At 72.4% G+C, this 20,595-nt stretch carries 20 protein-coding genes and 1 pseudogene; 15 read left to right on the forward strand and 6 right to left on the reverse strand.

The features are described from left to right. Positions 1–4: 4 nt before the first annotated feature. From BJY16_RS29180 to BJY16_RS29195, 4 genes are read left to right on the forward strand one after another with little or no spacing between them, the layout of a single operon-like run. On the forward strand, positions 5–1,111 hold the full coding sequence (locus tag BJY16_RS29180; RefSeq protein WP_185042754.1) for a HEAT repeat domain-containing protein: 1,107 nt from the start codon (positions 5–7) through the stop codon (positions 1,109–1,111). A 51-nt stretch (positions 1,112–1,162) separates the two neighbouring features. Beyond that, positions 1,163–1,408, forward strand: a complete 246-nt coding sequence (locus BJY16_RS29185; protein WP_185042755.1) for a hypothetical protein — start codon at positions 1,163–1,165, stop codon at positions 1,406–1,408. Between the two features lie 12 nt (positions 1,409–1,420). Beyond that, positions 1,421–2,272, forward strand: a complete 852-nt coding sequence (locus BJY16_RS29190; RefSeq protein WP_185042756.1) for an ATP-binding protein — start codon at positions 1,421–1,423, stop codon at positions 2,270–2,272. Then, a complete protein-coding gene (locus BJY16_RS29195) occupies positions 2,269–2,619 on the forward strand; it encodes an STAS domain-containing protein (RefSeq protein ID WP_185042757.1) in 351 nt (116 codons plus the stop codon). Before BJY16_RS29190 ends, BJY16_RS29195 begins: the two co-directional genes overlap by 4 nt. Here the strand turns inward: BJY16_RS29195 and BJY16_RS29200 are convergent. Continuing rightward, on the reverse strand, positions 2,606–3,331 hold the full coding sequence (locus tag BJY16_RS29200) for an ATP-binding protein (protein WP_185042758.1): 726 nt from the start codon (positions 3,329–3,331) through the stop codon (positions 2,606–2,608). The two genes, BJY16_RS29195 and BJY16_RS29200, sit on opposite strands and share 14 nt — an antisense overlap. A gap of 168 nt (positions 3,332–3,499) precedes the next feature. On the opposite strand from BJY16_RS29200, the gene BJY16_RS29205 reads away from it, so the two are divergent. From BJY16_RS29205 to BJY16_RS29215, 3 genes are read left to right on the forward strand one after another with little or no spacing between them, the layout of a single operon-like run. After that, positions 3,500–4,453, forward strand: a complete 954-nt coding sequence (locus BJY16_RS29205) for a helix-turn-helix domain-containing protein (protein ID WP_185042759.1) — start codon at positions 3,500–3,502, stop codon at positions 4,451–4,453. Next, entirely contained in the window at positions 4,450–5,394 is a 945-nt protein-coding gene (locus BJY16_RS48650; RefSeq protein ID WP_185042760.1) for a helix-turn-helix transcriptional regulator, read from the forward strand. The genes BJY16_RS29205 and BJY16_RS48650 overlap by 4 nt, the downstream gene beginning before the upstream one ends. Before the next feature lie 26 nt (positions 5,395–5,420). Continuing rightward, complete coding sequence (locus tag BJY16_RS29215) at positions 5,421–6,134, forward strand: SGNH/GDSL hydrolase family protein (protein ID WP_203759235.1); 714 nt, start codon at positions 5,421–5,423, stop codon at positions 6,132–6,134. Here the strand turns inward: BJY16_RS29215 and BJY16_RS29220 are convergent. Next, positions 6,055–7,134 (reverse strand): VWA domain-containing protein, encoded by a 1,080-nt coding sequence (locus BJY16_RS29220; RefSeq protein ID WP_185042761.1) that lies wholly within the window; start codon positions 7,132–7,134, stop codon positions 6,055–6,057. The two genes, BJY16_RS29215 and BJY16_RS29220, sit on opposite strands and share 80 nt — an antisense overlap. 168 nt (positions 7,135–7,302) lie before the next feature. Beyond that, positions 7,303–9,389, reverse strand: a pseudogene (locus tag BJY16_RS29225) (M14 family zinc carboxypeptidase). 240 nt (positions 9,390–9,629) lie between these two features. On the opposite strand from BJY16_RS29225, the gene BJY16_RS29230 reads away from it, so the two are divergent. The 3 genes from BJY16_RS29230 to BJY16_RS29240 all read left to right on the forward strand — a co-directional run bounded on the left by BJY16_RS29230 (position 9,630) and on the right by BJY16_RS29240 (position 11,734). Continuing rightward, positions 9,630–10,376 (forward strand): GTP pyrophosphokinase, encoded by a 747-nt coding sequence (locus tag BJY16_RS29230; RefSeq protein ID WP_239177913.1) that lies wholly within the window; start codon positions 9,630–9,632, stop codon positions 10,374–10,376. Between the two features lie 401 nt (positions 10,377–10,777). Further along, on the forward strand, positions 10,778–11,176 hold the full coding sequence (locus BJY16_RS29235; protein ID WP_185042763.1) for a hypothetical protein: 399 nt from the start codon (positions 10,778–10,780) through the stop codon (positions 11,174–11,176). Between the two features lie 132 nt (positions 11,177–11,308). Then, positions 11,309–11,734, forward strand: coding sequence for a hypothetical protein (locus BJY16_RS29240; RefSeq protein WP_185042764.1), 426 nt, complete (start codon positions 11,309–11,311; stop codon positions 11,732–11,734). 70 nt (positions 11,735–11,804) lie between these two features. Here the strand turns inward: BJY16_RS29240 and BJY16_RS29245 are convergent, their stop codons facing one another. Then, complete coding sequence (locus BJY16_RS29245) at positions 11,805–13,313, reverse strand: ricin-type beta-trefoil lectin domain protein (protein WP_185042765.1); 1,509 nt, start codon at positions 13,311–13,313, stop codon at positions 11,805–11,807. Between the two features lie 478 nt (positions 13,314–13,791). Beyond that, the gene (locus BJY16_RS29250) at positions 13,792–14,469 is read right to left on the reverse strand and encodes an HAD family hydrolase (RefSeq protein ID WP_203759233.1); all 678 of its coding nucleotides are present in this window, start codon (positions 14,467–14,469) and stop codon (positions 13,792–13,794) included. A gap of 261 nt (positions 14,470–14,730) precedes the next feature. Here BJY16_RS29250 and BJY16_RS29255 point away from each other — a divergent pair, with 261 nt between their 5' ends. From BJY16_RS29255 to BJY16_RS29275, 5 genes are all read left to right on the forward strand, one after another. After that, positions 14,731–15,516, forward strand: coding sequence for a hypothetical protein (locus BJY16_RS29255; protein ID WP_185042766.1), 786 nt, complete (start codon positions 14,731–14,733; stop codon positions 15,514–15,516). 54 nt (positions 15,517–15,570) lie between these two features. Further along, complete coding sequence (locus BJY16_RS29260; protein WP_185042767.1) at positions 15,571–17,196, forward strand: sensor histidine kinase; 1,626 nt, start codon at positions 15,571–15,573, stop codon at positions 17,194–17,196. 45 nt (positions 17,197–17,241) lie between these two features. Then, positions 17,242–18,945, forward strand: coding sequence for a sensor histidine kinase (locus BJY16_RS29265; RefSeq protein ID WP_185042768.1), 1,704 nt, complete (start codon positions 17,242–17,244; stop codon positions 18,943–18,945). After that, entirely contained in the window at positions 18,933–19,580 is a 648-nt protein-coding gene (locus BJY16_RS29270) for a response regulator transcription factor (RefSeq protein ID WP_185042769.1), read from the forward strand. Before BJY16_RS29265 ends, BJY16_RS29270 begins: the two co-directional genes overlap by 13 nt. 192 nt (positions 19,581–19,772) lie before the next feature. Further along, positions 19,773–20,183: a hypothetical protein gene (locus BJY16_RS29275; RefSeq protein WP_185042770.1), complete on the forward strand. Its 411-nt coding sequence runs from the start codon at positions 19,773–19,775 to the stop codon at positions 20,181–20,183. A gap of 123 nt (positions 20,184–20,306) precedes the next feature. On the opposite strand, the gene BJY16_RS29280 is transcribed toward BJY16_RS29275, so the two are convergent. Further along, on the reverse strand, positions 20,307–20,594 hold the full coding sequence (locus BJY16_RS29280) for a hypothetical protein (protein ID WP_185042771.1): 288 nt from the start codon (positions 20,592–20,594) through the stop codon (positions 20,307–20,309). Between the last annotated feature and the right edge of the window lies 1 nt (position 20,595).

A 20,595-nucleotide genomic window follows, 5' to 3' on the forward strand; every position in this document is an offset into this window, starting at 1 on the left:
GAGCATGATCAACGGTGTGGACAAAGATGCGCAGCCGGACAATCGGCGTCGAACCGAGGAGGAGTGGGACGCGCTGTTCGTGGCCAACGATGTGCGGGTGTGGTCGGCCGGGTTACGGGCGGCCGGTGAACCCGATCTCGACCGCGTCGAGTGGGGTCGGTTTCGGCACTGGCGTGGACCGGCCGACGATGTGCCCGACCTGCTGCGCTGCGCGGCCGGTCCGGATCCGGAGGAGGCCCGCGAGGCGCTGAGCCTGTTGTGGGACGGGTTGATCCGGGACTCCTGCACGTCGGCCCCGGCTGCGCTCGCGGTGCCGTTCCTGCTGCGGTTGGCCGCCGACCCGGCTGCGCAGGGTCGGATCGAGGCGTTGTATCTGGCGGCTTGGGCCGGGCACCGGGTGCGCTTCGCCGTCGAGACCCGCTCGACCCTGTTCCGGGTGGAATCGCCGCTGGATCAGTTCTCGATCGGGCCGGGCGAGGCGGACCGCAGCGACTGGTCCATTCAGGCGGCGCGTGAGGCGCTCGGTGCCGATGCTCAGATTCTGATCGAACTTGCCAACGACGACGATTCGGACATGCGGATCGCTGCCGTGTTCGCGCTCGCCACGGCTTTGGAGCTGCCACGGGTCGCCGACGATGCGGTGCGGGCCCGGCTGGCCGTCGAGCCCGATCCCGCCGTCAGGGTCAGTCTCGTACTGGCCATCGGGCAACTCGGCGGTGACGCGGGCGAGGCCGAGCGATGGTGGCGCGATCCGGCCCGGCCCGACGACGTACGGTTCGCGGCCGCCCTCGCCTGGCTCTGCATTGCGGAGCTGCCCGCATCCGCTGACGTGACCACACTGCTGGCCGAGTCCACGACACCCGAAATGGAGCAGGTGATGCTGCGCGTGCCGTGGGCCGAGTTCGCCACGCCCGGCAGCATGCCGATGCTTCCGCCCTCGCCATGGCCGGACGACCCGCCCAGGGCGGCGTCGACCGGATGGCTGGCGGAATGGCTGGCCGGGCTGCTCGACGATGCGCATCGCGAATCGGTCCAAGAGTCCATGCCGAAGGCCGGTTGGCCCTTCTTCGGCCAAGGCGGCGCTGCCGGCGTACGAGAAACCTGGGGTTGATCTTGGGGGCGGGAGTGATTCGGCGGGGGATGTGGCCGCTGGCGGGGAGGTGTGGAGGATCGGGACGACCGGGCGAGCCTCGACCAGGCCACCTTCTTCCTGGCGGTGGACGGGCTGCCGGTCGCGCTGGTCCGGGCAAGTGGCCGTCCGTGGCGGATCGGGTGGGCGGCGGCGCTGATCGGGGTGGCCGCACGGCTGCGTGACGATCGGGGCGGCGTGCTGGGGCTGGTCACGGCAGCCGCCCGGCGACCCGGCGGGGGGATCGATGTGAATAGTCCCTTATGCGTGGTCTCCTGATGGTGAGAGAGGTTGAAGGTCGCCGCGACCACGGCCGCGCGACGCCGTTATGCCGATGTGGACCCGCCCTACCTTTTCGACCAATATGACCCCGCAACAGGCGCTGGAGTCGACGTCGGGCTGGATGTGGACAGCTCGCTGCTCACCCTCGCCGTGCACGGCACCTGGGAGCAGCGACTGTGTCAGGACACGCACACCGCGGTCCGCAAATGCCTGGGCGAGCACCCGGCCACCCTGCTGATCGATCTGCAGGAGCTCGCCGACCCGCACGCGGCCAGCATCCCCACCTGGCTGACCGCCCGCCGGCTGGGCGTGCCGATGGCCCCGCCGGTCGAGGTGATGATCTGCGTGCCGGACGACACCCCGCTGGCCGGGAAGCTGCACCGGACGGGCGCCGACCGGATGCTGCCGATCTACTCGACCATGGCCCGGGCCCGGGCCGCGGCCGCCGAGCAGGTGCCGCTGACCGGGCGCCTGGAGATCCGGCTCCGCCCGGACGACGGCGCGGCGGCCACCGCCCGCGGCGTGGTCACCAACGCCTGCATCGCCTGGCGGTTGCCGGAGATGCAGGACCGGGCCCGGCTGGTCGTCTCGGAGCTGGTGCTCAACTCGGTGGAGCACGCCGGCACCGAGATCACCGTGATCGTCTCCCGGCGCGGGAACGGCCTGCACCTCGCGGTGGGCGACGGCGATCCGCGCCTGCCCCGGCTCCTGGACGGCTTCCCGGCCCTGCCGGACGGCGCGGTGCCGCAGCGCGGATCCGGGCTGCACGTGGTGCACGCGGCCGCCACCCTGTGGGGTGCCATGCCCACCCATGACGGCAAGGTGGTCTGGGCGACGATCCGGCCCTGGACGCGCCGATGAGGCCCTTCGTGAGCGGCTCGCCGGACAGCGAGCCGGTGACCCCGGTGACCGGGCTGACCGCCGGTGGTGACGAGCTGACCATCCGGCTCGCCGGGGAACTCGACGGCAGCACCGCGCCGTCGCTGCGCGCCCAGCTGGAGAACATGATCGCGGTCGGGCCGGTGCAGCGCGTGCTGGTCGACCTGAGCGGTGTGGACTTCTGCGACTCCGCCACGGTCCGGGTCTTCGTGGTGCTGGCCGCGGCGCTCGCCGGGCGCGGCGCCGAGCTGCGCCTGCACGGGGCCCGCCCGCACATCGCCTGGCTGCTGCGCCGGCTCGGGGCGGCGCATCTGCTCAGCGAACGGTAGTGAGCAGCGCCCAGACCACCTTCCCGGCACTCAGCGGCATGGTGCCCCAATGGGTGCTGGCCGCCTCCACCACGCGCAGCCCCCAGCCGGGCTCCGGGTGATCGACCTCCGGCGGCGGGCCCGGCCGCGGCACCGCCGGGCTGCCGTCCCGCACGGCGATCCGCAGGTAGCGGCCGGTGTGCGCGGCCGTGACGTCGAAGTCGGTGCCGGCGTGCAGGATCGCGTTGGAGGCCAGCTCCGAGACGATCAGCCGGGCGGTGTCCCGCACGTGCGGCAGGCTCCACATCAGGCAGGCGTCCCCGACCAGGGCCCGGGCAGCGGTGGCGCTGCCCGGCTCCGGCGCCAGGCGTTGCCGCACCCAGCGGGGGACGTAGGCGCGCATCGCGGTCATCGCCAGCGCCCGGTCCTCGTAGAGGGAGACGAAACTGCGGTACGTGCCGATGCCCCGGCAGACCTCCGGCCGGGCTCCGTACAACAGCAGCGGCACCCCCCAGTCCGACTCCGCCTTGAAGGTGGCGCTGGCGAAGACGCTGAAACTGGCCGGGTCGTCGCTGCTCAACCCGGACAGGTCCACCACGACCGCGGTGGGGCACTCGGCGGCCGCCTTGGCGATCGCGGTGCGCACCGCCGGAGCGGTGGCCCGGCACAGGTCTCCGTCGAACCGGAGGGTGACCACTCCGGTCTCCAGGCAACGTTCCACCGTCGTCTGCATCGTCCCAGAAAACTCTCCGCGCTTGTCGGGCTATACCTGCAACTTTCACCATCCGACCGACCGCGGACTACGCAGAAAACGAAGGTCGACGACGGGGGCTGTCGTGTCCGCGAAACCGGCACGCTCACCGGATTGCCCGGCCGGGCCGGACCGGGGCAGGCTGAGGCCGTGACCGGCGCATCGGATCCGCGGCGGGTCGACGTGCACACCCGGGACCGGGACGAGGCGGTCGCCGCGATCAACCAGACCATCGCGCACGAGGCCCGGATGGGGTCGGTGGCCGGCCGCGACGTGCATCTCGCGTTCCGCTCGGTCAGTTACGGCGACCTGTCGGCACTGCGGGTGCGGATGTCCGGGGTGCACTACCTGGCGAGCGCGCCGACCATGCCGGCGCTCTTCGCCGGTGTCTACACCGAGGGCCGGGCCACCGTCCGGACCCCGCAGGGCGAGCTGGCGCTGGGCACGAACGACGGGCTGCTCTGTCCGGAAGGACTCCCGATCGCGGCCGACTACCGCGACACCGCGCACGACTTCCTGATCGTGCCCGAGGCGCTGGCGGCCGAGGTGGCCGCGACCACCGACCTGCGGTTCCGGTTCAGCCGCCCGGTGTCGGAGGCCAAGCGCCGGTTCTGGACCCGGACGGTCGGCTTCCTCTGCGAGCAACTGGTCACGCCGGACGTGGTCCATCCGCCGCTGGTCGTCGAGCACTTCGTGCACCAGGCCGTCGCCGCGATGCTGTCCGTCTTCCCGAACAGCAAGATGACCGACGCCTACCTCCCCGGTCCCGGGTGGACGGAGCCGGTGGTGGTCCGCCGCGCCGTGGAGTTCATGGAGCGGCACGCCGACCAGCCGCTGACCGTCTCCCGGATCGCCTCGGCCGCCGGGGTCGGCGCCCGCGGCCTGCAGGAGGCGTTCCGGCGGCACCGGGACAGCACGCCGATGGCCCACCTGCGCCGGATCCGCCTCGACCGGGCCCACCGCGAGCTGCTGGGCGGTGCGGGCACGGTCGAGCGGATCGCGCGCCGGTGGGGTTTCACCGATCCGGGCCGGTTCGCCGGCTACTACCGGGCGGCGTACGGCCGGCCGCCCGGGCAGACACTTCGCTCGGGAGAGGTTTCGTGATCACTGTCTTCCAGACCACCGACCTCGAGGAGGCGCGCGACGTGCTGGAGCGTGCCTACGTCCGGCTGCGGCTCAGCGCCACCGGCGACACGCACCGGATGCGCCTGGCTCAGCTGCAGGTCGGTCCGGTCGAGCTGGGGCATGTCGGTTTCCGGATGAGTTTCGCCGCCGAGTTCGCGCCGAGCGGCATGCTGGCGGTCAGCAGGCACATCGACGGAAAGCTGATGCGCTGGATCGGCAAGGACGCCGCCGACAGCCGGCCCGGTGACCTGATGCTGTCCGCGCTGCCGGACTGCACCCAGCACACCGACGGCACGGACTACGAGAGCGAGCACGCCCGGTTCCCGCCGGAGCTGTTCGCGCAGATCGCCGCGCCCGCGCCCAGCCGCACCGCGCAGCCGGTCCGGTTCACCGGCTTCCACCCGCTGTCCACCCGCGCCGCGACGACCTGGAACAAGACCTTCGACTACGTGCTGGAGACGGTCACCGGCCTGGACCCGGACGCGGAGCCGCTGGTGTTCGGCTCGGCGGCCCGGATGCTCGCCGCGGTCACCCTGTCCACCTTCCCGAACACGGCGCTGGACGATCCGACCATCGAGGACCGGCACGACGCCCACCCGGCGACCCTGCGCCGGGCGCTGGAGTTCATCGAGGCGAACGCGGACCGGGACATCACCCCGCTGGACATCGCGGTCGCCGCCCGGGTGACGCTGCGCGCGGTGCAGCTGGCGTTCCGCCGGCACCTGAACACCACGCCGACCGCGTACCTGCGGAAGATCCGGCTGCAACGCGCCCACCGCGACCTGGTCGACGGCGACCCGGGCGTGACCACGGTGTCCTCGATCGCGATGCGCTGGGGGTTCGCCAGCCACAGCACCTTCACGGCCCGGTACCGCAGCGTCTACGGCGTCCCGCCGTCGCAAACCCTCAACTGGCGGTGACCCGGACGGCTGGCATGATCGCCGGCATGATCCAGTACGCCGCCCTGGGCAGTTCCTTCGCGGCCGGCCCGGGGCTGCCGGCCGGCCAGAACTATCCGCACCGGCTGGCCCGGCTGCTCGGCGCCGACCTCACCGACCTGAGCGTCTCCGGGGCCACCACCGCGACCATCCTCGGCGAGCAGCTGCCCGGGCTGCCCACGACCGCGGACCTGGTGACCGTCACGGCCGGCGGCAACGACCTGCACTACATGGGCTCGATGCTGTACGCGGCGTGGCACCGGGTCCGGCCGCGCGGCGTGGCCGCGAAGATGCTGGCCGCCGAGCTGCCGGACGGCCCGGTCGAGCCGACCGGCGCGGACGTCGCCCGGGCGGCGGCCGGGCTGGCCGAGATCGTCGGCCGGGTGCGGGAGCGGGCGCCGCGGGCGCGGGTGCTGCTCGTCGACTACCTGACGGTGATCGGCCCGGGCACCGTGCCCGGTGCGTCGTTCGCGGCGGACGAGATCGAGCGGTTCCGCCGGATCCAGACCGCCGTCGAGAAGGCGTTCGTGCTGGCAGCGGCCGAGTCGGGCGCGGAGCTGATCGCGGTGTCGCAGGTCAGCCGGGAGCACGGGCTGGGCTCGGCGGAGCCGTGGATCTTCCCGTTCACCACGGATCCGGCCACTACCGAGGGGTCCCTGCACCCGAACCCGGCCGGGATGGCCGCGGTCTGCTCCACCACAGCGAGAGCGTTACCCCGCTGATCACGGCCAGCGTCCCGGCCAGCAGGAACCAGACGGTGGTCTCGACCCGCTGCTCGTGCAGGCCGATCTCCCGGGGCAGCGCGGCCAGCACGTCGTTCAGGCGGCCGGCGTCCTCGGCCCGGAAGTAGCGGGCGCCGGTGGCCGCCGCGACCTGGTTCAGCGCCTTCTCGTCGATCTCCATGAACGGCCCGGCCGCGGACGCCCCGCCCGGGTCCGGCCCGCCGCTGAACGAGCCCCCGTTGATCTGCCCGGCGGTGCAGACCATCGGCCCCGGCGTGGTGGTGCCGAACCCGATGGTGAACACCCGGATGTGCCGGGCGGCCGCCTCCTGCGCGGCGAGGACCGGGTCGACCCCGGTGGTGTTGGAGCCGTCGGTGAGCACCACGATGGTGTCCGGCTCGAACTCCCCGGACGTGGTGCTGGCCGAGATCAGCTCGACCCCGGTCTGCGCGACGTGCGGGTTGTACTCGGCGATCGCGTCGACCGAGGTGAGGATCGCCTGCCCGATCGCGGTGCCGAGCGCGGTCTTCAAGTCGCCGACCGCGCTGATCAGCGCGTGCTTGTCGGTGGTCGGGGCGACCAGGACGGAGGCCGTGCCGGAGAACGCGATCAGGCCGATCCGGGTGTTCCCGTCGCTGCGCTGGATGAACTCGCGGGCGGCGGACCCGGCGGCGGCCAGCCGGTTCGGCCGTACGTCGGTCGAGCACATCGACCCGGAGACGTCGACGGCCAGCAGGATCGAGGTGTCGGCCCGGGGGACCGCGACGGTGGCCTGCGGGCGCGCCGTGCTGACCGCGAGCAGCAGCAGGCCGGTCAAGAAGAGGGCCACCGGGATCCGCCGTCGCCAGGCCGCCCGCCCGGGGATCGCGGCCCGGATCAGGGCCAGGCTGGACACGGTCAGCGCGGACCGGCGGCGGCGCCGCCGGAACCACCAGCGCGCGAGCGGCAGCACCGGGACGATCAGGAGAGCGACGAGGGCCCACGGCCAGCTGAGCGACATCACGGGCTCCTTACGGCCGAGGCGGTGAGCCGTGCAGCGATGGCCCCGCTGGCATCTCCCTCCATGTTCCCTGTCGATTCCGTGACCAAAACGTCACCATACAGTTACCGTCGACTCCGACAAACCGCCCCGGCACCGGGGCCGGGGCGGTTCGTCAAGGGTGGCGGGTCAGCGGACCGAGGCAACCCCCGCGTCCTGCGCCTGCTTGGCGACCCGGACCAGTTCCACCAGGCCGCCGGCGTACTCCTGGGACTCGGCGTGCGCCTCGTCGAACGGCGGCTGGAAGCCCATCCCCTCCCACTCCTGGGTGGTCTCGTTCCACCGGTCGTTGCCGACCTCGAAGTCCCAGGCGTCGATGCCCAGCTCGTAGTAGAGCTGGTCGGCCGAGTTGCCGGCCGCCGAGTAGAGCACGTCGGCGACCGGCCCGGTGTACGCCGGCCAGGTCACCGTCCCGCGCTCGGAGGCGATCGCCGCGACGATCCGGCGGGCGCTGTCCAGGAAGAACTTCGACTCGTCGATGGACGGACGGGGCAGGGTGACCCGGCCCTCGGCCTTGTACGACCCGGGCGGCCACATGAAGTACCCGCCGTAGGAGTGCACGTTCATCGCGAACTTGACGTTCGGGTGGGCCGAGGCCAGCGCGATCACGTTGCCGCTCTCCGCCTCGGACAGTTCCCCGGTCCCGGCGTAGGTGCCGGAGAGGCAGTTCGGGCTGCCGCCGACGTACCCGTCGAAGTACGACCCGACCGTGTAGTTCCGGTTGATGTCCACACCCCACGAGTCCCGGTAGCGCGGGTCCCGGTTGGCGCCGGTGCAGTGGTTGACCAGGTTTTGCGCTGGAAGTTGAAGTCGTTGAACGAGTAGTTCGCCCCGTCCGGGTTGACCGTCGGGATGATGAACACGTCCACGTTGTCGACCAGCTCCCGGGTCGCCGGGTCGGTCGCGTAGTTGGCCAGCAGCCGCTCCGCGAACTCCAGGGTGACCAGCGGCGTCGCCCACTCCCGGGCGTGCTCCTGGGAGTACGCCAGCACGCCGATCTTGGACCCGTCGCGGACCTTGCCGATCCGCAGCGCCTGCACGGTCCACGGCTTCTTGGACACCTCGGTGCCCTTCAGCCCGTCGTCCAGCCGCACCGGCGCGACCACCGGCATCGGCAGCCCGGCCGACCCGGCCTCGACGGTCGCCCGGAACCGCTGCGGGTACTTCGCGGTGATGAAGTTCGCCACGTCGTCGGTCGTGCTGATCGTCTTGCCGGCGTCGTCGGTGGCCAGCCGGATCGTCAGGACCCGGTCGGCGTACGACGCGGACAGCGGCCGGTTCTTCGCCCCCGGGTCGACGGTGCGCACCTGCACCCCGTTGAAGCCCTGGTCGCCGAACTTCACCGACTCGACCACGACGGCGGCCGCGTTCGGGTCACCCAGGTAGGCGACCGCGGTGCGCCGGTACCCCTGCGTCCGGTTCGGCAGGTTCAGCACGTCGACCAGTTTCGGGTACTGCCGGGCCAGTCGCTTGATCCGCGCGGCGATGTCGGTCGGCGTCATGTAGGCCGACACGAAGTCCTTCTGGTAGCCGGCCGGCGCGGGCGGCGGGGTCGCGCCCGGCCAGACCGCCGGGGTGACCGCGCGGGACGTCCCGCCGAGGCTGGAGGTCGCGGTGACCCGCACCGGCTTGGCCGGCAGCGGCTGCGGCAGCGCGTAGTGGTACTGGTATTCCCCGGAGTCCTCGAACCGGACCAGCGGGAAGCTGCCGGTGGCCCCGTCCGCGGTCGTCCAGGTGACGGTGATCTCGACGTCCGGGTCGTCGGTCGCGGTGGTGGCGACCTGCGTCTGCAGGAAGGTCCGGCCCCCGGTGGTCCACCAGTAGGCCTGCAGGAAGGTCAGCGTGTCGGCAGCGGCGGCCAGGCGCTTGCTGGACGGCTTGCGAGCGGCCGCGTCCGCCTCGGTCTGGATCAGCTGGACCGGCACGGCGCCGTTCTTGACCAGTTCGGCGAGCTGCGCGTCGTCGACCACCAGGTCGGCCAGGACCGCGCCGGAATCGGTCTTCGGCCGGGCGGCCAGGTCGGCGCCGGAGGCGACCAGCCGGTCCAGCGCCGCCGTGTCGGGCAGCCGGAAACGGATCAGCCCGTGCTCGCCGGAGCCGAGCGAGATGGCTGGTGCGGGGTCGGCGGCGGGTTCCGCGTTCGCCGGGGTCTCGGCGAAGGAGAACCCCAGGATGAGCGCGGCGGCGGTGGCCGCCAATCGGACTCGGGGTGACATCAAGCCTCCTGGGCATCGAAGGACGTGAGATTCACCCCACCGTGCCGATCGAAGGCTGTCAACATCCGCGCCGCGCCGGGCCCGGGCAGGCGGGCAGCTTGCGGCTAATTCCCAGAAATTTCCCGTACGGTCGGAGCGCGCCGGTCGGCGGGATAAGTCGAGCGGCGGTCCGCTACTGTGCCTCGCGGACGTGCCGATAAACGGTGGAGGAGCCACCGGATGCACCAAGGAGAGACGGACGTGACCACCGAGCATCCCCGCACGGGAGAACTCGGCACGGGTGACCGGCAGGTGGCCCGGGTGCAGCCGGCCGGTGGGCCGTTCGGGACGCTGGGGTTCGCCCACCACCCCGAGCCCGAGGTGCTGCACGGGGCGATGGCCGAGCTGAACAAGTTCCTGATGGTGTACAAATTCGGACTCGCCGAGATCGAAACGAAGATCAACATCCTGGCGGAGGAGCTCGCGCACCGCGGCCGGGGCAACCCGATCGAGCACGTCACGCCCCGGCTCAAGTCGCTCGGCAGCATCACCGCCAAGGCGCGCCGGCTGAACTGCCCGCTCCACGTCGACGACCTGCGCACCCGGATCCGGGACATCGCCGGGATCCGGATCGTCTGCGGTTTCGTGCCGGACGTCTACACGGTCGCCCGGATGCTCACCCGCCAGCCGGACGTGCACCTGGTGGTCACCAAGGACTACATCGCCCAGCCGAAGCCGAACGGTTACCGCAGCCTGCACCTGATCGTGGAGATCCCGGTCTTCCTGTCGAACCAGGTCGTCGCCGTCCCGGTCGAGGTCCAGCTGCGCACCGTCGCGATGGACTTCTGGGCCAGCCTGGAACACAAGATCTACTACAAGCACGACGCCGACGTGCCGGCCGCCCTCCGCGCGGAGCTGGCCGCCGCGGCCGAGGACGCCGCCCGCCTGGACGAGCGCATGCAGCGCCTGCACCACGAGATCCACGGGCCGCGCATTTTCGAAGCCTGAGCTGACTGGCACTGAGCTGACTGGCTCCGCTTCGCTCCGCGCGCAAAACGCCTGGTAACCGGTGAGGAGGCAGGCGATTCTCCGCCGCCCGCACACCCCGCGGGCGTCGGAGAATCGCTTGCCTCCTCACCGGCGGCATTTCGCGGTTTTGTCGGCCGGTTGTGTAGTCCCCAATGCGTGATCAGGGTGTCGGTCGGCGCGTAGTCGGGGCGGGTGTTGATATTGCGGGCTTAACAATCGTTAATTGCGTACGGATTGTTATTTGCTGTGGTGTGACGGCATCCACATCCGTCCCCTTTGGAATGCTGATATGGTCTCGTCGCGCCGGAAGAAAAAATCTTCCGGCGGGAGTGCCATGCCACGGGAAGATCCCCGGGCTGTCTGCAAAGGGACGTTAAAAAATGCGTAAGATCCATGTCGCCGCACTCGCCGCGACCGTGACCGCTCTGCTCGCCCCGGCCGCCGCCCAGGCCGCGCCGACCGGCACCACCACCGAGCTGCTCGGCACCTACGGGTTCGGCCGTGCCGCGGTCATCGGCGACGCCGGAGTGGCCGCCGGTGTGTGGCGTTCGCCCACCGTGCGCAGCGGTTTCGCCGGTGACGACCTGACCGTCACGTTCACGCCGCGGACCAGGCCGCGGGCCACCGAGAAGCTGGTCTACACCGCCGCCTTCAACGAGGTCGCCGACGCGCAGGCCGAGTGTCTCGAGGTCGGTGCGGACGGCGTCGCCCGCCACGTGTGGGTGTCCTTCCGCTGCCAGACCGGCTTCGCGCCGAGCTACACCCTCTACGTGCGCTGACCCTTTTCCGCGATCCGGCGCATGTCGCGCCGGGCGCCATTGTCGTTGTGCTGGCCGAAGCCGCGCCTTTCGAGCGGGGCGGCCGCCGCATGACCATTTTCGACCAACCGTTGAACAATTCTGGAGTACCTGATGAAGAATGTCGCTCTCGGCGCCCTCGCGGGCCTCGGCATGGTTCTCACGCTGGCCTCGCCGGCGGTCGCCGCGGACAACTCTTTCGAGCTGGCCGCCGGCCCCGCCTCGGCCTACGGCACCTATGACCGGATGATGAGCATTCCCGAGCGGCCCGTCCCGCCGGTCAAGGTGCAGGGCACCCTGGCGATGAACAGCCGGAACCGCTGCGGCGTCGTCCAGATCGCCGCCAACGGTCCGGCCGACGGCCTCGTCTGGCACACGCTGACCAGCCTGTGCGGCCCGGGCAAGACCAACTTCAACACCACCTCCGCGCTCCTCTGGGGCGGCGCCGAGCCGGACCTGCGAGTGTGCGCCGGCGCCACCGTGCGGCGCGCCGAGCGCGGCGGCAACTGCGACGTCCACACCCGCGCGACGGCCGGCTGACCATGGCGCCACCGGAGCCGGCGAGGCCGCCGGCTCCGGTCGTACCACAATCGGATCTTGATCGGGATCGTCAGCCGCGGCGCCACTTCTGGTTGGCGGTGCCGGCGCAGTCCCACAGCTGCAGCTTCGCGCCGTTGCCGTTCACCCAGTCCTTGATGTCCAGGCACTTGTTGGCCTGCGGGTTCACCAGGTCACCCGCGCCGCTGAGCACCCACTGCTGGGCCGGGTTCCCGCTGCAGTTGGCGATCTGGATGATCGCGCCGTTGGCGGTCGAGCCCCACGGGACGTCCAGGCACATGTTGTTGCCGGTGCGCAGCGCCCCGCCGACCGCCTCCCACTTCTGGGCGCCACTGCCGTTGCAGCCCCAGGTCTGCACCTGCACGCCGTCGGAGAAGTTGCTGTTCGGCACGTCTATGCACAGGTTGTTCCAGTTGCTGATCAGGGCCGAGCCGCCGCCCCCGCCGCCGGTCGTGGTCAGCTGCAGGCCGTAGACCTGCAGGATCTCGTTGACCGGCTGGAACCACATGGTGCCGCCGCTGGAGCAGTTGCCGGTGCCGCCGGAGGTGACACCCTGCGCCTGGTTGCCGGAGATCCACGAGCCGCCGGAGTCACCCGGTTCGGCGCAGGCGTTGCTGCGGCTCAGGCCGGAGACCGCGCCCTGGGCGTAGTTGATCGTCTCGTTCTTGCCGAGCAGGGTGCCGCAGCGCCAGCCGGTGGTGCGGCCGGACCGGCAGATCGAGCTGCCGATCGCCGCCTCCTGCGAGCCGGCCACCAGGGCGTTCCCGCCGGCGTAGTTGTTCACCCAGGGCTGCGAGACCCAGTTGCCGTTGGTACGCACCCACGCGTAGTCGTTGCCGGGGAACGACGAGCCGGCGAAGGTGCCCTGGGCCTGGTTGTTGAAGCCGAGCGTGGGGCTGCCCGCGCCGCCGCAGTGACCGGCGGTGACGAAGCCGCCGGCGACCGGGAAGCCGACCGAGCAGAGCGTGTTGCCGTTGATCACGTACTGGTCGCCGCCGCGGGTGTCGTACATCGGCTGGGGTTGCTCGGCGGCGGTCCGCACGGTGACCGATCCGGCGCCGGAGGCGGCGGCGAAGGCGCGGGCGGCGGCCTCGGCGCCCGGCTTGGCGGTGATCACCAGCCGGTTCGCGACGGTGTCGACATACCAGCTGCGGACCGTGTCCGGGGCCTGCGCGCTGTGCCGGTCGAGGGTGGCGCGGGCGGCCGCCAGGTCACTCTCGCTGCGGCTGACCAGGGTCGGCACGGCGCCCTCGGCGCGGACCTTGGCGGCGTCTGCCTGGCTGGTGACCGCGACCGTGAGCCGGGTGGCACCCTCCGCGATCCACGCGCCGCCGAAGTGTGTGCCCAACTGGGCGCGCAGGCGCTTCTCGACGACCGGGGCGGCCGCCTCGGTGGTGAGCCGCTGGGCGATCTGGTCGTCGGTGAGGTGCAGGTCGCGCCGCATGGCGGCGAACATCCCGGGGTCATTCGACTCGGCCGCGACGGCGGCCGACGGTGGGGACACCGCGAGGCCGGCGAGGACGAGCGCGCCGGCGAGCAGGGTGGGGAGCGGACGGGGCATCGGAACGTCCTTCATGGTGGGGGATGGTGAAGAGAGCGCTCTCGGCTTGATTCTTCGCACGCGTCCGCTCTACTGTCAACAAACCTCAACAAAGAAGTCCGTCAATATGAAGGAGCCGCTCTGGTCCGGCGCACTGCGCTTCGGCGTCCCCCATCGGGCCGCCCAGGGCTGCCAGTCGGCCCAGCGTGACCTCGTCGAGGACCGGGTTGCCCGCATCGGAAGGCGCTTCGTTCGCCGCGATCAGGTGTGCGGCCCGCCGGGCGAGAGCGGCCGTGTCCACGCCGGATCGGCACAGCGATGTCCACTGGGCCGCAGGCGTCGTCGCGGCCGGCCAGCGGACGCACCCGATCGGCATCCGCCGTCGATCCCGCGACGGCGGACCAGGCGGTCAGCTCGACGACCACCTCATCGACGCTTCGGTCGGCCGGCCCGGCGGCCTCGCGACCACGATCGATCCCCAGTAACCCATCGGCAGAGACTAGTGACCATGGTCGGGAGTTCCGGCGCGGGGAAGGGTGCGCTGCCAGGCGGTGAGGTGGGGGAGGACGGCTCGCAGGTCGGGGCCGGTGGCGGCGGTGTGGGCGGCGGCTCGGGCGGCTTCGGTGGCGTTGAAGGCGACGGCCAGGCCGACTGAGGCGAACAATGGCAGGTCGGAGCGGCTGTCGCCGATGGCCGCGCAGTGCTGCGGGGGGACGCCCAGGTCAGTGGCGACGGTCCGGGCGAAGTCGCGTTTGGCCAGTTCGTCGAAGTAGGTGGCGACCTCGCCGGTGTAGCGGCCGTCGGCCACCTCCAGGCTGGGGCCGCAGGAGCGGTCGAAGCCGAAGCGGTCGCACAGATAGGCGCCGACCGGGTCCCAGGCGAGCGTGGCCAGGACCGGGGCCAGCCGGTGGCCGCGGCACCACGCGACGGTCTCGGCGATGCCGTCGACCAGCGGCAGCGACTCCAGGAAGCCGCGCACCTCGGCCGGGGTCCGGGACGCCCAGCCGCGGGCGTCGATCACGCAGACCTCGTCGTTGGTCAGCGTGCCCGCGGCGTAACCGGCCTCCGCCTCGCGGACCGCCTCGGCGTGCCCGAGCAGGCCGGCCAGGTGCTGCCCACTGCTGGTCCGCGGGACCAGGGTGCCGTCGACGTCGAAGAACACCACTCCGCGGATCACCGCCGAAGGCTACCGGGTGGGGACGTGCTCCGGTCGTACCGGAAAGGGGTCTTGTCATGGAAATTCACGAGCGGAGGGGCGACAACCGGCGATGTGCGCGGCCCGGTCCCACCGCCAGGCTGGAGGCTCAGTCACCCGGTTAGGGGGAGGATCATGGGTGCGGTCGCCCGGGAGAGTTCGCATCTGGCGTGCGCGCTGATCACGCTGCTCGTGCTGGGCATCGGCGCGCTCATCGCCTGGTTCCGCGATTAGGGGAGCGGCATGAGCAGGCCAGTCCGGTCCAAGGCGTTCGACGACTACTGCCGGACCATGATGTGCCCGCGCGGGCACCGGCGGTCCATCACCTTCATCGAGGGGTCCGGCGCGGAGATCACCGATCTCAGCGTGCGCGACCGGGCGCTGCTGGAGAACCCCACCGCCCGGTTCGCGGGCCAGCCGGTGCCCGGTTTCCTGCGGCGGCTCCGCCGGCTCGGCGACGACGTGCTCGGCGGGGTCACCGTGACCCGGTTCCGGTCCGACTCGGTGATCGCCTGCGGACCGTGCGGGGAGGAGTGGCCGGTGTTCGTGCCGGCGCTGGGCGGCGCCGTGCAGGTCCGGCGGGAGCGGGCGGTCCGGATCGAGACGACGCCGCTCGGCGAGGAGGTGTCCACGATCGATCACAGCGCGGTCCCGGTCGACTCGACGGTGTCGGTGCAGATCTCGTGCGGCTGGACCAAGTCGATCGAGATCGAGTGGGGGCGGACCACGACGCGTACCGGGACGGTCCGGGTGGGCGCCAGCCACGGGGCGCTGAGCCTGTCGCTGCAGCGGCAGGTCCAGGAGAGCCTGAACGAACGGCACAAGATCAGTACGCAGCAGGCGCAGACGTACGCGACGTCGGTCGAGGTGCGGGTGCCGGCGCACGCGGTCGCCGAGGTGGTGACCCGCTGGAAGCAGCGGTGGCGGGTGATCGAGTACGACCTGTGGGTGCCGGAGGGGGAGGAGGTGACGGTGGTCTGCCGGCTCGCCGACGGGCCGTCCTACGATTCCGCGCTGCGATTCCGCTGACGAGTCCCCGACTCTCGGGTGCCGGCGCCGGGCTGCGGGCGCCAGCATGGACGGGTGAACCGCCGGCGTCTGGTCGCGGCCGTGGCGGTGCTGACAGCGATCGGGGCGGACCTGTGGCTGGGCGTCTGCTACGCCACCGGCCCGTGGCCGCTGGTCGCCTCCGAGATCACGCTCGGCGGCTGCTGCGCGATCACCGGGCTGGTGCTGTGGTCCGCCGTCCGGTCGCGTCGTCGTGCCGGTGGGCTGCTGACCCTCTTCGGGCTGGTGGTGCTGGTCGGCGCGCCGTACTGTTTCGGCCTGTCCGCCGCGGCTCCCGGCGGGACGCTCGCCCGGCTGCTCGGCGAGCCGGCCTACTGGCTGCGTTACGCGGTGGCCGGCCACCTCCTGCTGAGCTGCCCGTCGTTCCGGCTCGCCCGGCACTCCGCCGAGTCGGTCGTCGTCCGCAGCGGCTACGCGCTGGTCCCGATCACCCTGCTCCGGCCGGAGATCTGGCCGGCCTGGCTGCTGTTCACCGCGGTCGCCGCCGGGACGCTGGCCCGCCGGTTCGCGCTGGCCAGCCCCGGGCGGCGACACGACGAGGCGTTCGTGGTGCCGGCCGCCGTCGTCGCGTCGGCCCTCTACACCGGCATGCTGGTCACCGGCCCGAACACGGTGCTCACCGGCGCGGCGCTGGCCGCCGTCACGGCGGCGTTCCTGGGCGGCCTGCTGGGCCGGCGGCTGGCCTTCGCCTCGGTGGGCCGGGCGGTGCGCCGTCTGGGCGCGGTCCCCGCCGACCGGGTGGAGCGGGCGCTCGCCGAGGCGCTGCACGATCCCGGGCTGCGGGTGGTGTTCCCGACGCCGGCCGGGCGGCTGGACGTCGCCGGCGCGCCCTTCCGCCCGGCGGACGACCGGCGGCGGGCCGAGACGCCGCTGGGCGCCGAGCCGCGGGCGATCCTGGTGCACGACCCGGTGCTGGCCGAGCACCGGGACCTGCTGGCCTCCGCCTCGGCCGCCGCCCGGCTGGCCCTGGACAACGCCCGGTTGCACGCCGAGCTGCGGGCCAAGCTGGCCGAGGGGCGCGCCTCCCGGCTGCGGATCGCGGTCGCCACCGACCGGGAACGCCGCCGCCTGGAGGACGACCTGCGGCACGGCCCCCGGCGACGCCTGCGGGAGATCGAGCGGCGGCTCGGCGACCTGCTGCCGCTGCTGCCCGACGACCGGGACCGCACCCGGGTGCGCCACCTGCAAGAGGCGGTCCGGGACGGGATCGGCGAGCTGGACCGGCTCGGCCGGGGCCTCCTGCCCGAGGTGCTGACCACGCGCGGGCTGGGGCCCGCTCTGCGCGAGATGGCCCGCTGGGCTCCCGGCGAGGTGCACCTTGACGTACGGCTGCCGGACCGCCTCGACCCGCTGCTCGAGGCGACCGCGTACTACGTGGTCAGCGAGGGCCTGCAGAACGTCACCAAGCACACCGGTCGCCGGGCTGCCCGGGTCCGTGCCGTCCGGGAGGACGCGGCGCTGGTGGTGACCGTGGCCGACGACGGTCCCGGCGGCGCCCGGGTGGATGGCGGCACCGGGCTGCGCGGCCTGGCCGACCGGGTCGCCGCCGTCGGCGGCCGGCTGACCGTCGACTCACCGCCGGGCGGCGGCACCGTCCTGCGCGCCGACCTGCCGGTGGCGGTCGGCCCGGCCGAATCATGACTTTCGGCTATGGACATCGCGGCGCGGAGGGAGCCTGCTGGACACATGGCCCGGTCGCGTCGCGCGTCGCCGGCCGCGGACCCGCCGAGCCTGCTGCTGGTGGGCCTCGGTCTGCTGGTCGCCGCGCTGCTCGCCGCGGACGTCGCGATCGGGCTGGCGATCGACACCCGGGCCCGCGGGTTCCTCGCCTCCGACCTGGGGCTGGCGCTGGCCTTCGTGATCCCCGGGCTGGTCGCGTTGCGGCTGCGGAGCACCGGGACGACCGGCCGGTGGATGCTGGCGCTCGGGCTGGTGATGCTGGTGGAGAGCCCGTACGGCTACGCCTACCCGCCGGACACCCCGGGCGCCCTGGCGATCCTGGTGGTCGGCGAGGCGACGTACTGGGTGCAGTACGCGATCGCCGGGCGGATCCTGCTGGCCTATCCGACCGGGCGGCTGCCGGGCGGGGCCGAGCGCCGGCTGGTCCGGGTGGCCTACGCGCTGGCGGCGATCGGCAGCGTGGCCCGGGTGGCGGCGCAGTTGCGGTACGGGACCGACGCGTACCTCGAAGCCACCGCCGTCCTGCAGTTCGCCTGGGTGGTGATGGGCGTGCTGGCCGCGGCGCTGATCGTGGTGCGGCTGGCCCAGGCGCGGCCGGTGCGCCGGGAGAGCCGGTTCCCGGCCGGCGCCGCCGCCCTGGCGCTGGCGGTCTTCGTCGCCGCCTTCCTGTTCCTCGCGACCTACGGCCCGCCCGGGGTGGCCACCACCGCCGTGCTGTTCGTGGCGATGGCCTGGACGTGCGTGACCGCGATCTCGGTGACCTTCCTCGTCCGGCTGTTGCGCGAGCACCTCGCCCCGGCCTCGGTCGCCGACCTGCTCTATCGCCTCGAGCACGTGCCGGCCGCCGACGTGGAACAGACGCTGGCCGAGACGGTCCGCGACCCCGGGCTGCGGGTGGTGTTCCCGACCCCGGACGGCCCGGTCGACGTGGCCGGCAACCGGCTCGACCCAGCCACCGTGGCCGGCCTGGCCACCACCCCGCTCGGTGATCCGCCGGTGGCGCTCCTGATGCACGACCCGGACCTGGCGCACCGGCACCAGCTGCTGCCGGCGGTCGCCGACGCGGCCCGGATCGCGCTGGACAACGCCCGGCTGCGCGCCGAGGTGCTGGCCCAGCTGAACGAGGTGCGGACCTCCCGGCGCCGGCTCGCCACCGCGGCCGACCAGCAGCGCCGGGAACTGGAACGGGACCTGCACGACGGGGCGCAGCAGCGGCTGCTCGGCATCGGGTGCACGCTCGGGGTGCTGCGCGCGTCGCTGGCCGAGCCGGCGCAGCGGGCGGTGATCGAGGACGTGGAACGCCAGCTGCGCGGCACCATCGCCGAGCTGCGGGCGATCGCGCACGGGCTGCGGCCGCCGATCCTGACCGACCAGGGTCTGGAGCCGACGCTGGCCTGGCTGAGCCGGCACGCCAAGGTCCGGGTCCGGCTGGACGTGCGGGTGCCGGAGCGGCCCGCCCCGATCGTCGAGGCCACGGCGTACGACCTGGTCCGCGAGGCACTGGACCGGATCGGCCGGACCGACGGGGACGCGCGGGCGGACGTGTCGGTGGCCCGGGACGGCGACCGGCTGGTGATCGAGGTGACCGGCCCGGGACCGGTCGGGGCGGACCCCGGCCTGATCGAACTCACCGACCAGGTCGCCGCGGTGGGCGGCACGCTCGCCGCCGACCGGGCCCGGATCCGGGCGGAGCTGCCATGGACATCGTGATCGTCGACGACTCGATCATCGCCCGGGAGGGGCTGCGGCAGCTGCTCGAAGTGGAGGGCCACCGGGTGGTCGACGTGGTGGGCCGGCCCGCGGACACCGCCGCCAGCGTGGCGGTGCACCACCCGGACGGCGTCATCATGGACATCCGGATGCCGCCGACCTTCACCGACGAGGGCATCCGGCTCGCCATCGACCTGCGGACCGCGCATCCCGGCCTGCGGGTGCTGGTGCTGTCCCAGTACGCGGTGCCGGAGTACGCCACCCGGCTGCTGGAGGCCGGCGCGGCCGGCACCGGCTACCTGCTCAAGGACCGCATCCTGGAACCGTTGCAGCTGAGCCATGCGCTGCGCCGCCTCGGCGAGGGCGGCACCGTGGTCGACTCCGACCTGGTCGGCGAGCTGATCTTCTCGCGCCAGGGCGACGACGTGCTCAGCCGGCTCAGCGCCCGGGAGCGCGAGGTGCTGACCCTGATGGCCGAGGGCTTGTCGGACAAGGGCATCGCCGAGCGGATGTGGGTGTCCACGCACACCGTCGGCACCCACATCCAGCACATCTTCCAGAAGCTCGACCTGCCCGGCGCCGCCACCAGCAACCGCCGGGTGCTGGCCGTCCTCGCCCTGCTGCAGCGCCGCTGACCGGGACCAGATCGCCAGCGACCCGATGCGCGCCGGACGGCCTGCGATGGGTCAGCCCCTGAGGCTGTTCGGCGTCGTTCCGGACAGTTCGGAGTCGTTCGGACCGGTGGTCGGACACCGTGCCGGCGAGGTCTGCTGTCCTGGCGCCCGACATCCTCAGGCGCTTGTTCCCAGCAGGCGAGGAGTCTCTTCATGGCAGCGGTTCTCAGGCGTGTCACGGCGGCGGCGGCGACGGTCGTGGCCACGCTCGCACTGACCTCGACGCCGGTCAAAGCCACCCCGGACGGCCGGAACTATGTGTACAACGGCAGTTCCCTCGGCCTCGGCGTCATGCATCTCTTCGACGGCCACTACGGCAGCGGCAAATACGACCAGGTTCTGCCCGCCTACCAGCGCAGCGACGTCCGGTTCCCGACCTGGTCCACCACCGAGGGCGTCTACATCGGTCCCGGCTACTGCGCGCAGATCTCGGTGCGCTGGAACGCCAACCTCGAGTGGAACCGGAACCCGGACATCCGCGGCCCCATCCAGCTCTACACCGACCCTGGCTACTACTGGAAGGTGGTCCAGTACAAGGCGAGGAGTGCTTCGTCCTGCGTCTAGTTCACGCCGCGCGGCTCCGGCCGTACCGAAGAATCGGGTCTGACGGAACGAAATGGCGCTGCTCAGTGCCCGGGAGCGCGAGGTGCGGACCCTGATGGCCGTCCTCGCGCTCCTGCGGTCGCGCTAGCCGAGGGCCTGGCAGCCGAGGTCGGTGCCCTGCTTCATGGCGGTGCCGATCGCCGTGCGGCAGTCCTCGATCTTCTCGTTGTTCTCCTGGATCCGCGCGGTGTACTGGCCCTTGTCCTGTGGCGGCGCCTTCGCCCGCCGCCGGTTGTCCTCGGTCAGGGCCTCGATCGTGCGCCGGTTGCCGGCGACCGTGGCGCGCAGGTGCGCGCACCCGGGTGGTTCGGCGACGGCGATGGTCTGCGCCGCCGAGAACTCACCGAACCAGGCCACCCCGTCGCGCACCATG

The sequence above is a fragment of the Actinoplanes octamycinicus genome (assembly GCF_014205225.1).
GTDB lineage: Bacteria > Actinomycetota > Actinomycetes > Mycobacteriales > Micromonosporaceae > Actinoplanes > Actinoplanes octamycinicus.

Coding starts and splice junctions, on each gene's coding strand:
- BJY16_RS29275 (WP_185042770.1), top strand. CDS start 19,773: ATGGCAGCGGTTCTCAGGCGTGTCACGGCGGCGGCGGCGACGGTCGTG.
- BJY16_RS29270 (WP_185042769.1), top strand. CDS start 18,933: ATGGACATCGTGATCGTCGACGACTCGATCATCGCCCGGGAGGGGCTG.
- BJY16_RS29245 (WP_185042765.1), bottom strand. CDS start 13,313: ATGCCCCGTCCGCTCCCCACCCTGCTCGCCGGCGCGCTCGTCCTCGCC.
- BJY16_RS29240 (WP_185042764.1), top strand. CDS start 11,309: ATGAAGAATGTCGCTCTCGGCGCCCTCGCGGGCCTCGGCATGGTTCTC.
- BJY16_RS29235 (WP_185042763.1), top strand. CDS start 10,778: ATGCGTAAGATCCATGTCGCCGCACTCGCCGCGACCGTGACCGCTCTG.
- BJY16_RS29220 (WP_185042761.1), bottom strand. CDS start 7,134: ATGTCGCTCAGCTGGCCGTGGGCCCTCGTCGCTCTCCTGATCGTCCCG.
- BJY16_RS29280 (WP_185042771.1), bottom strand. CDS start 20,594: ATGGTGCGCGACGGGGTGGCCTGGTTCGGTGAGTTCTCGGCGGCGCAG.
- BJY16_RS29265 (WP_185042768.1), top strand. CDS start 17,242: ATGGCCCGGTCGCGTCGCGCGTCGCCGGCCGCGGACCCGCCGAGCCTG.
- BJY16_RS29215 (WP_203759235.1), top strand. CDS start 5,421: ATGATCCAGTACGCCGCCCTGGGCAGTTCCTTCGCGGCCGGCCCGGGG.
- BJY16_RS29195 (WP_185042757.1), top strand. CDS start 2,269: ATGAGGCCCTTCGTGAGCGGCTCGCCGGACAGCGAGCCGGTGACCCCG.
- BJY16_RS29180 (WP_185042754.1), top strand. CDS start 5: ATGATCAACGGTGTGGACAAAGATGCGCAGCCGGACAATCGGCGTCGA.
- BJY16_RS29255 (WP_185042766.1), top strand. CDS start 14,731: ATGAGCAGGCCAGTCCGGTCCAAGGCGTTCGACGACTACTGCCGGACC.
- BJY16_RS29200 (WP_185042758.1), bottom strand. CDS start 3,331: ATGCAGACGACGGTGGAACGTTGCCTGGAGACCGGAGTGGTCACCCTC.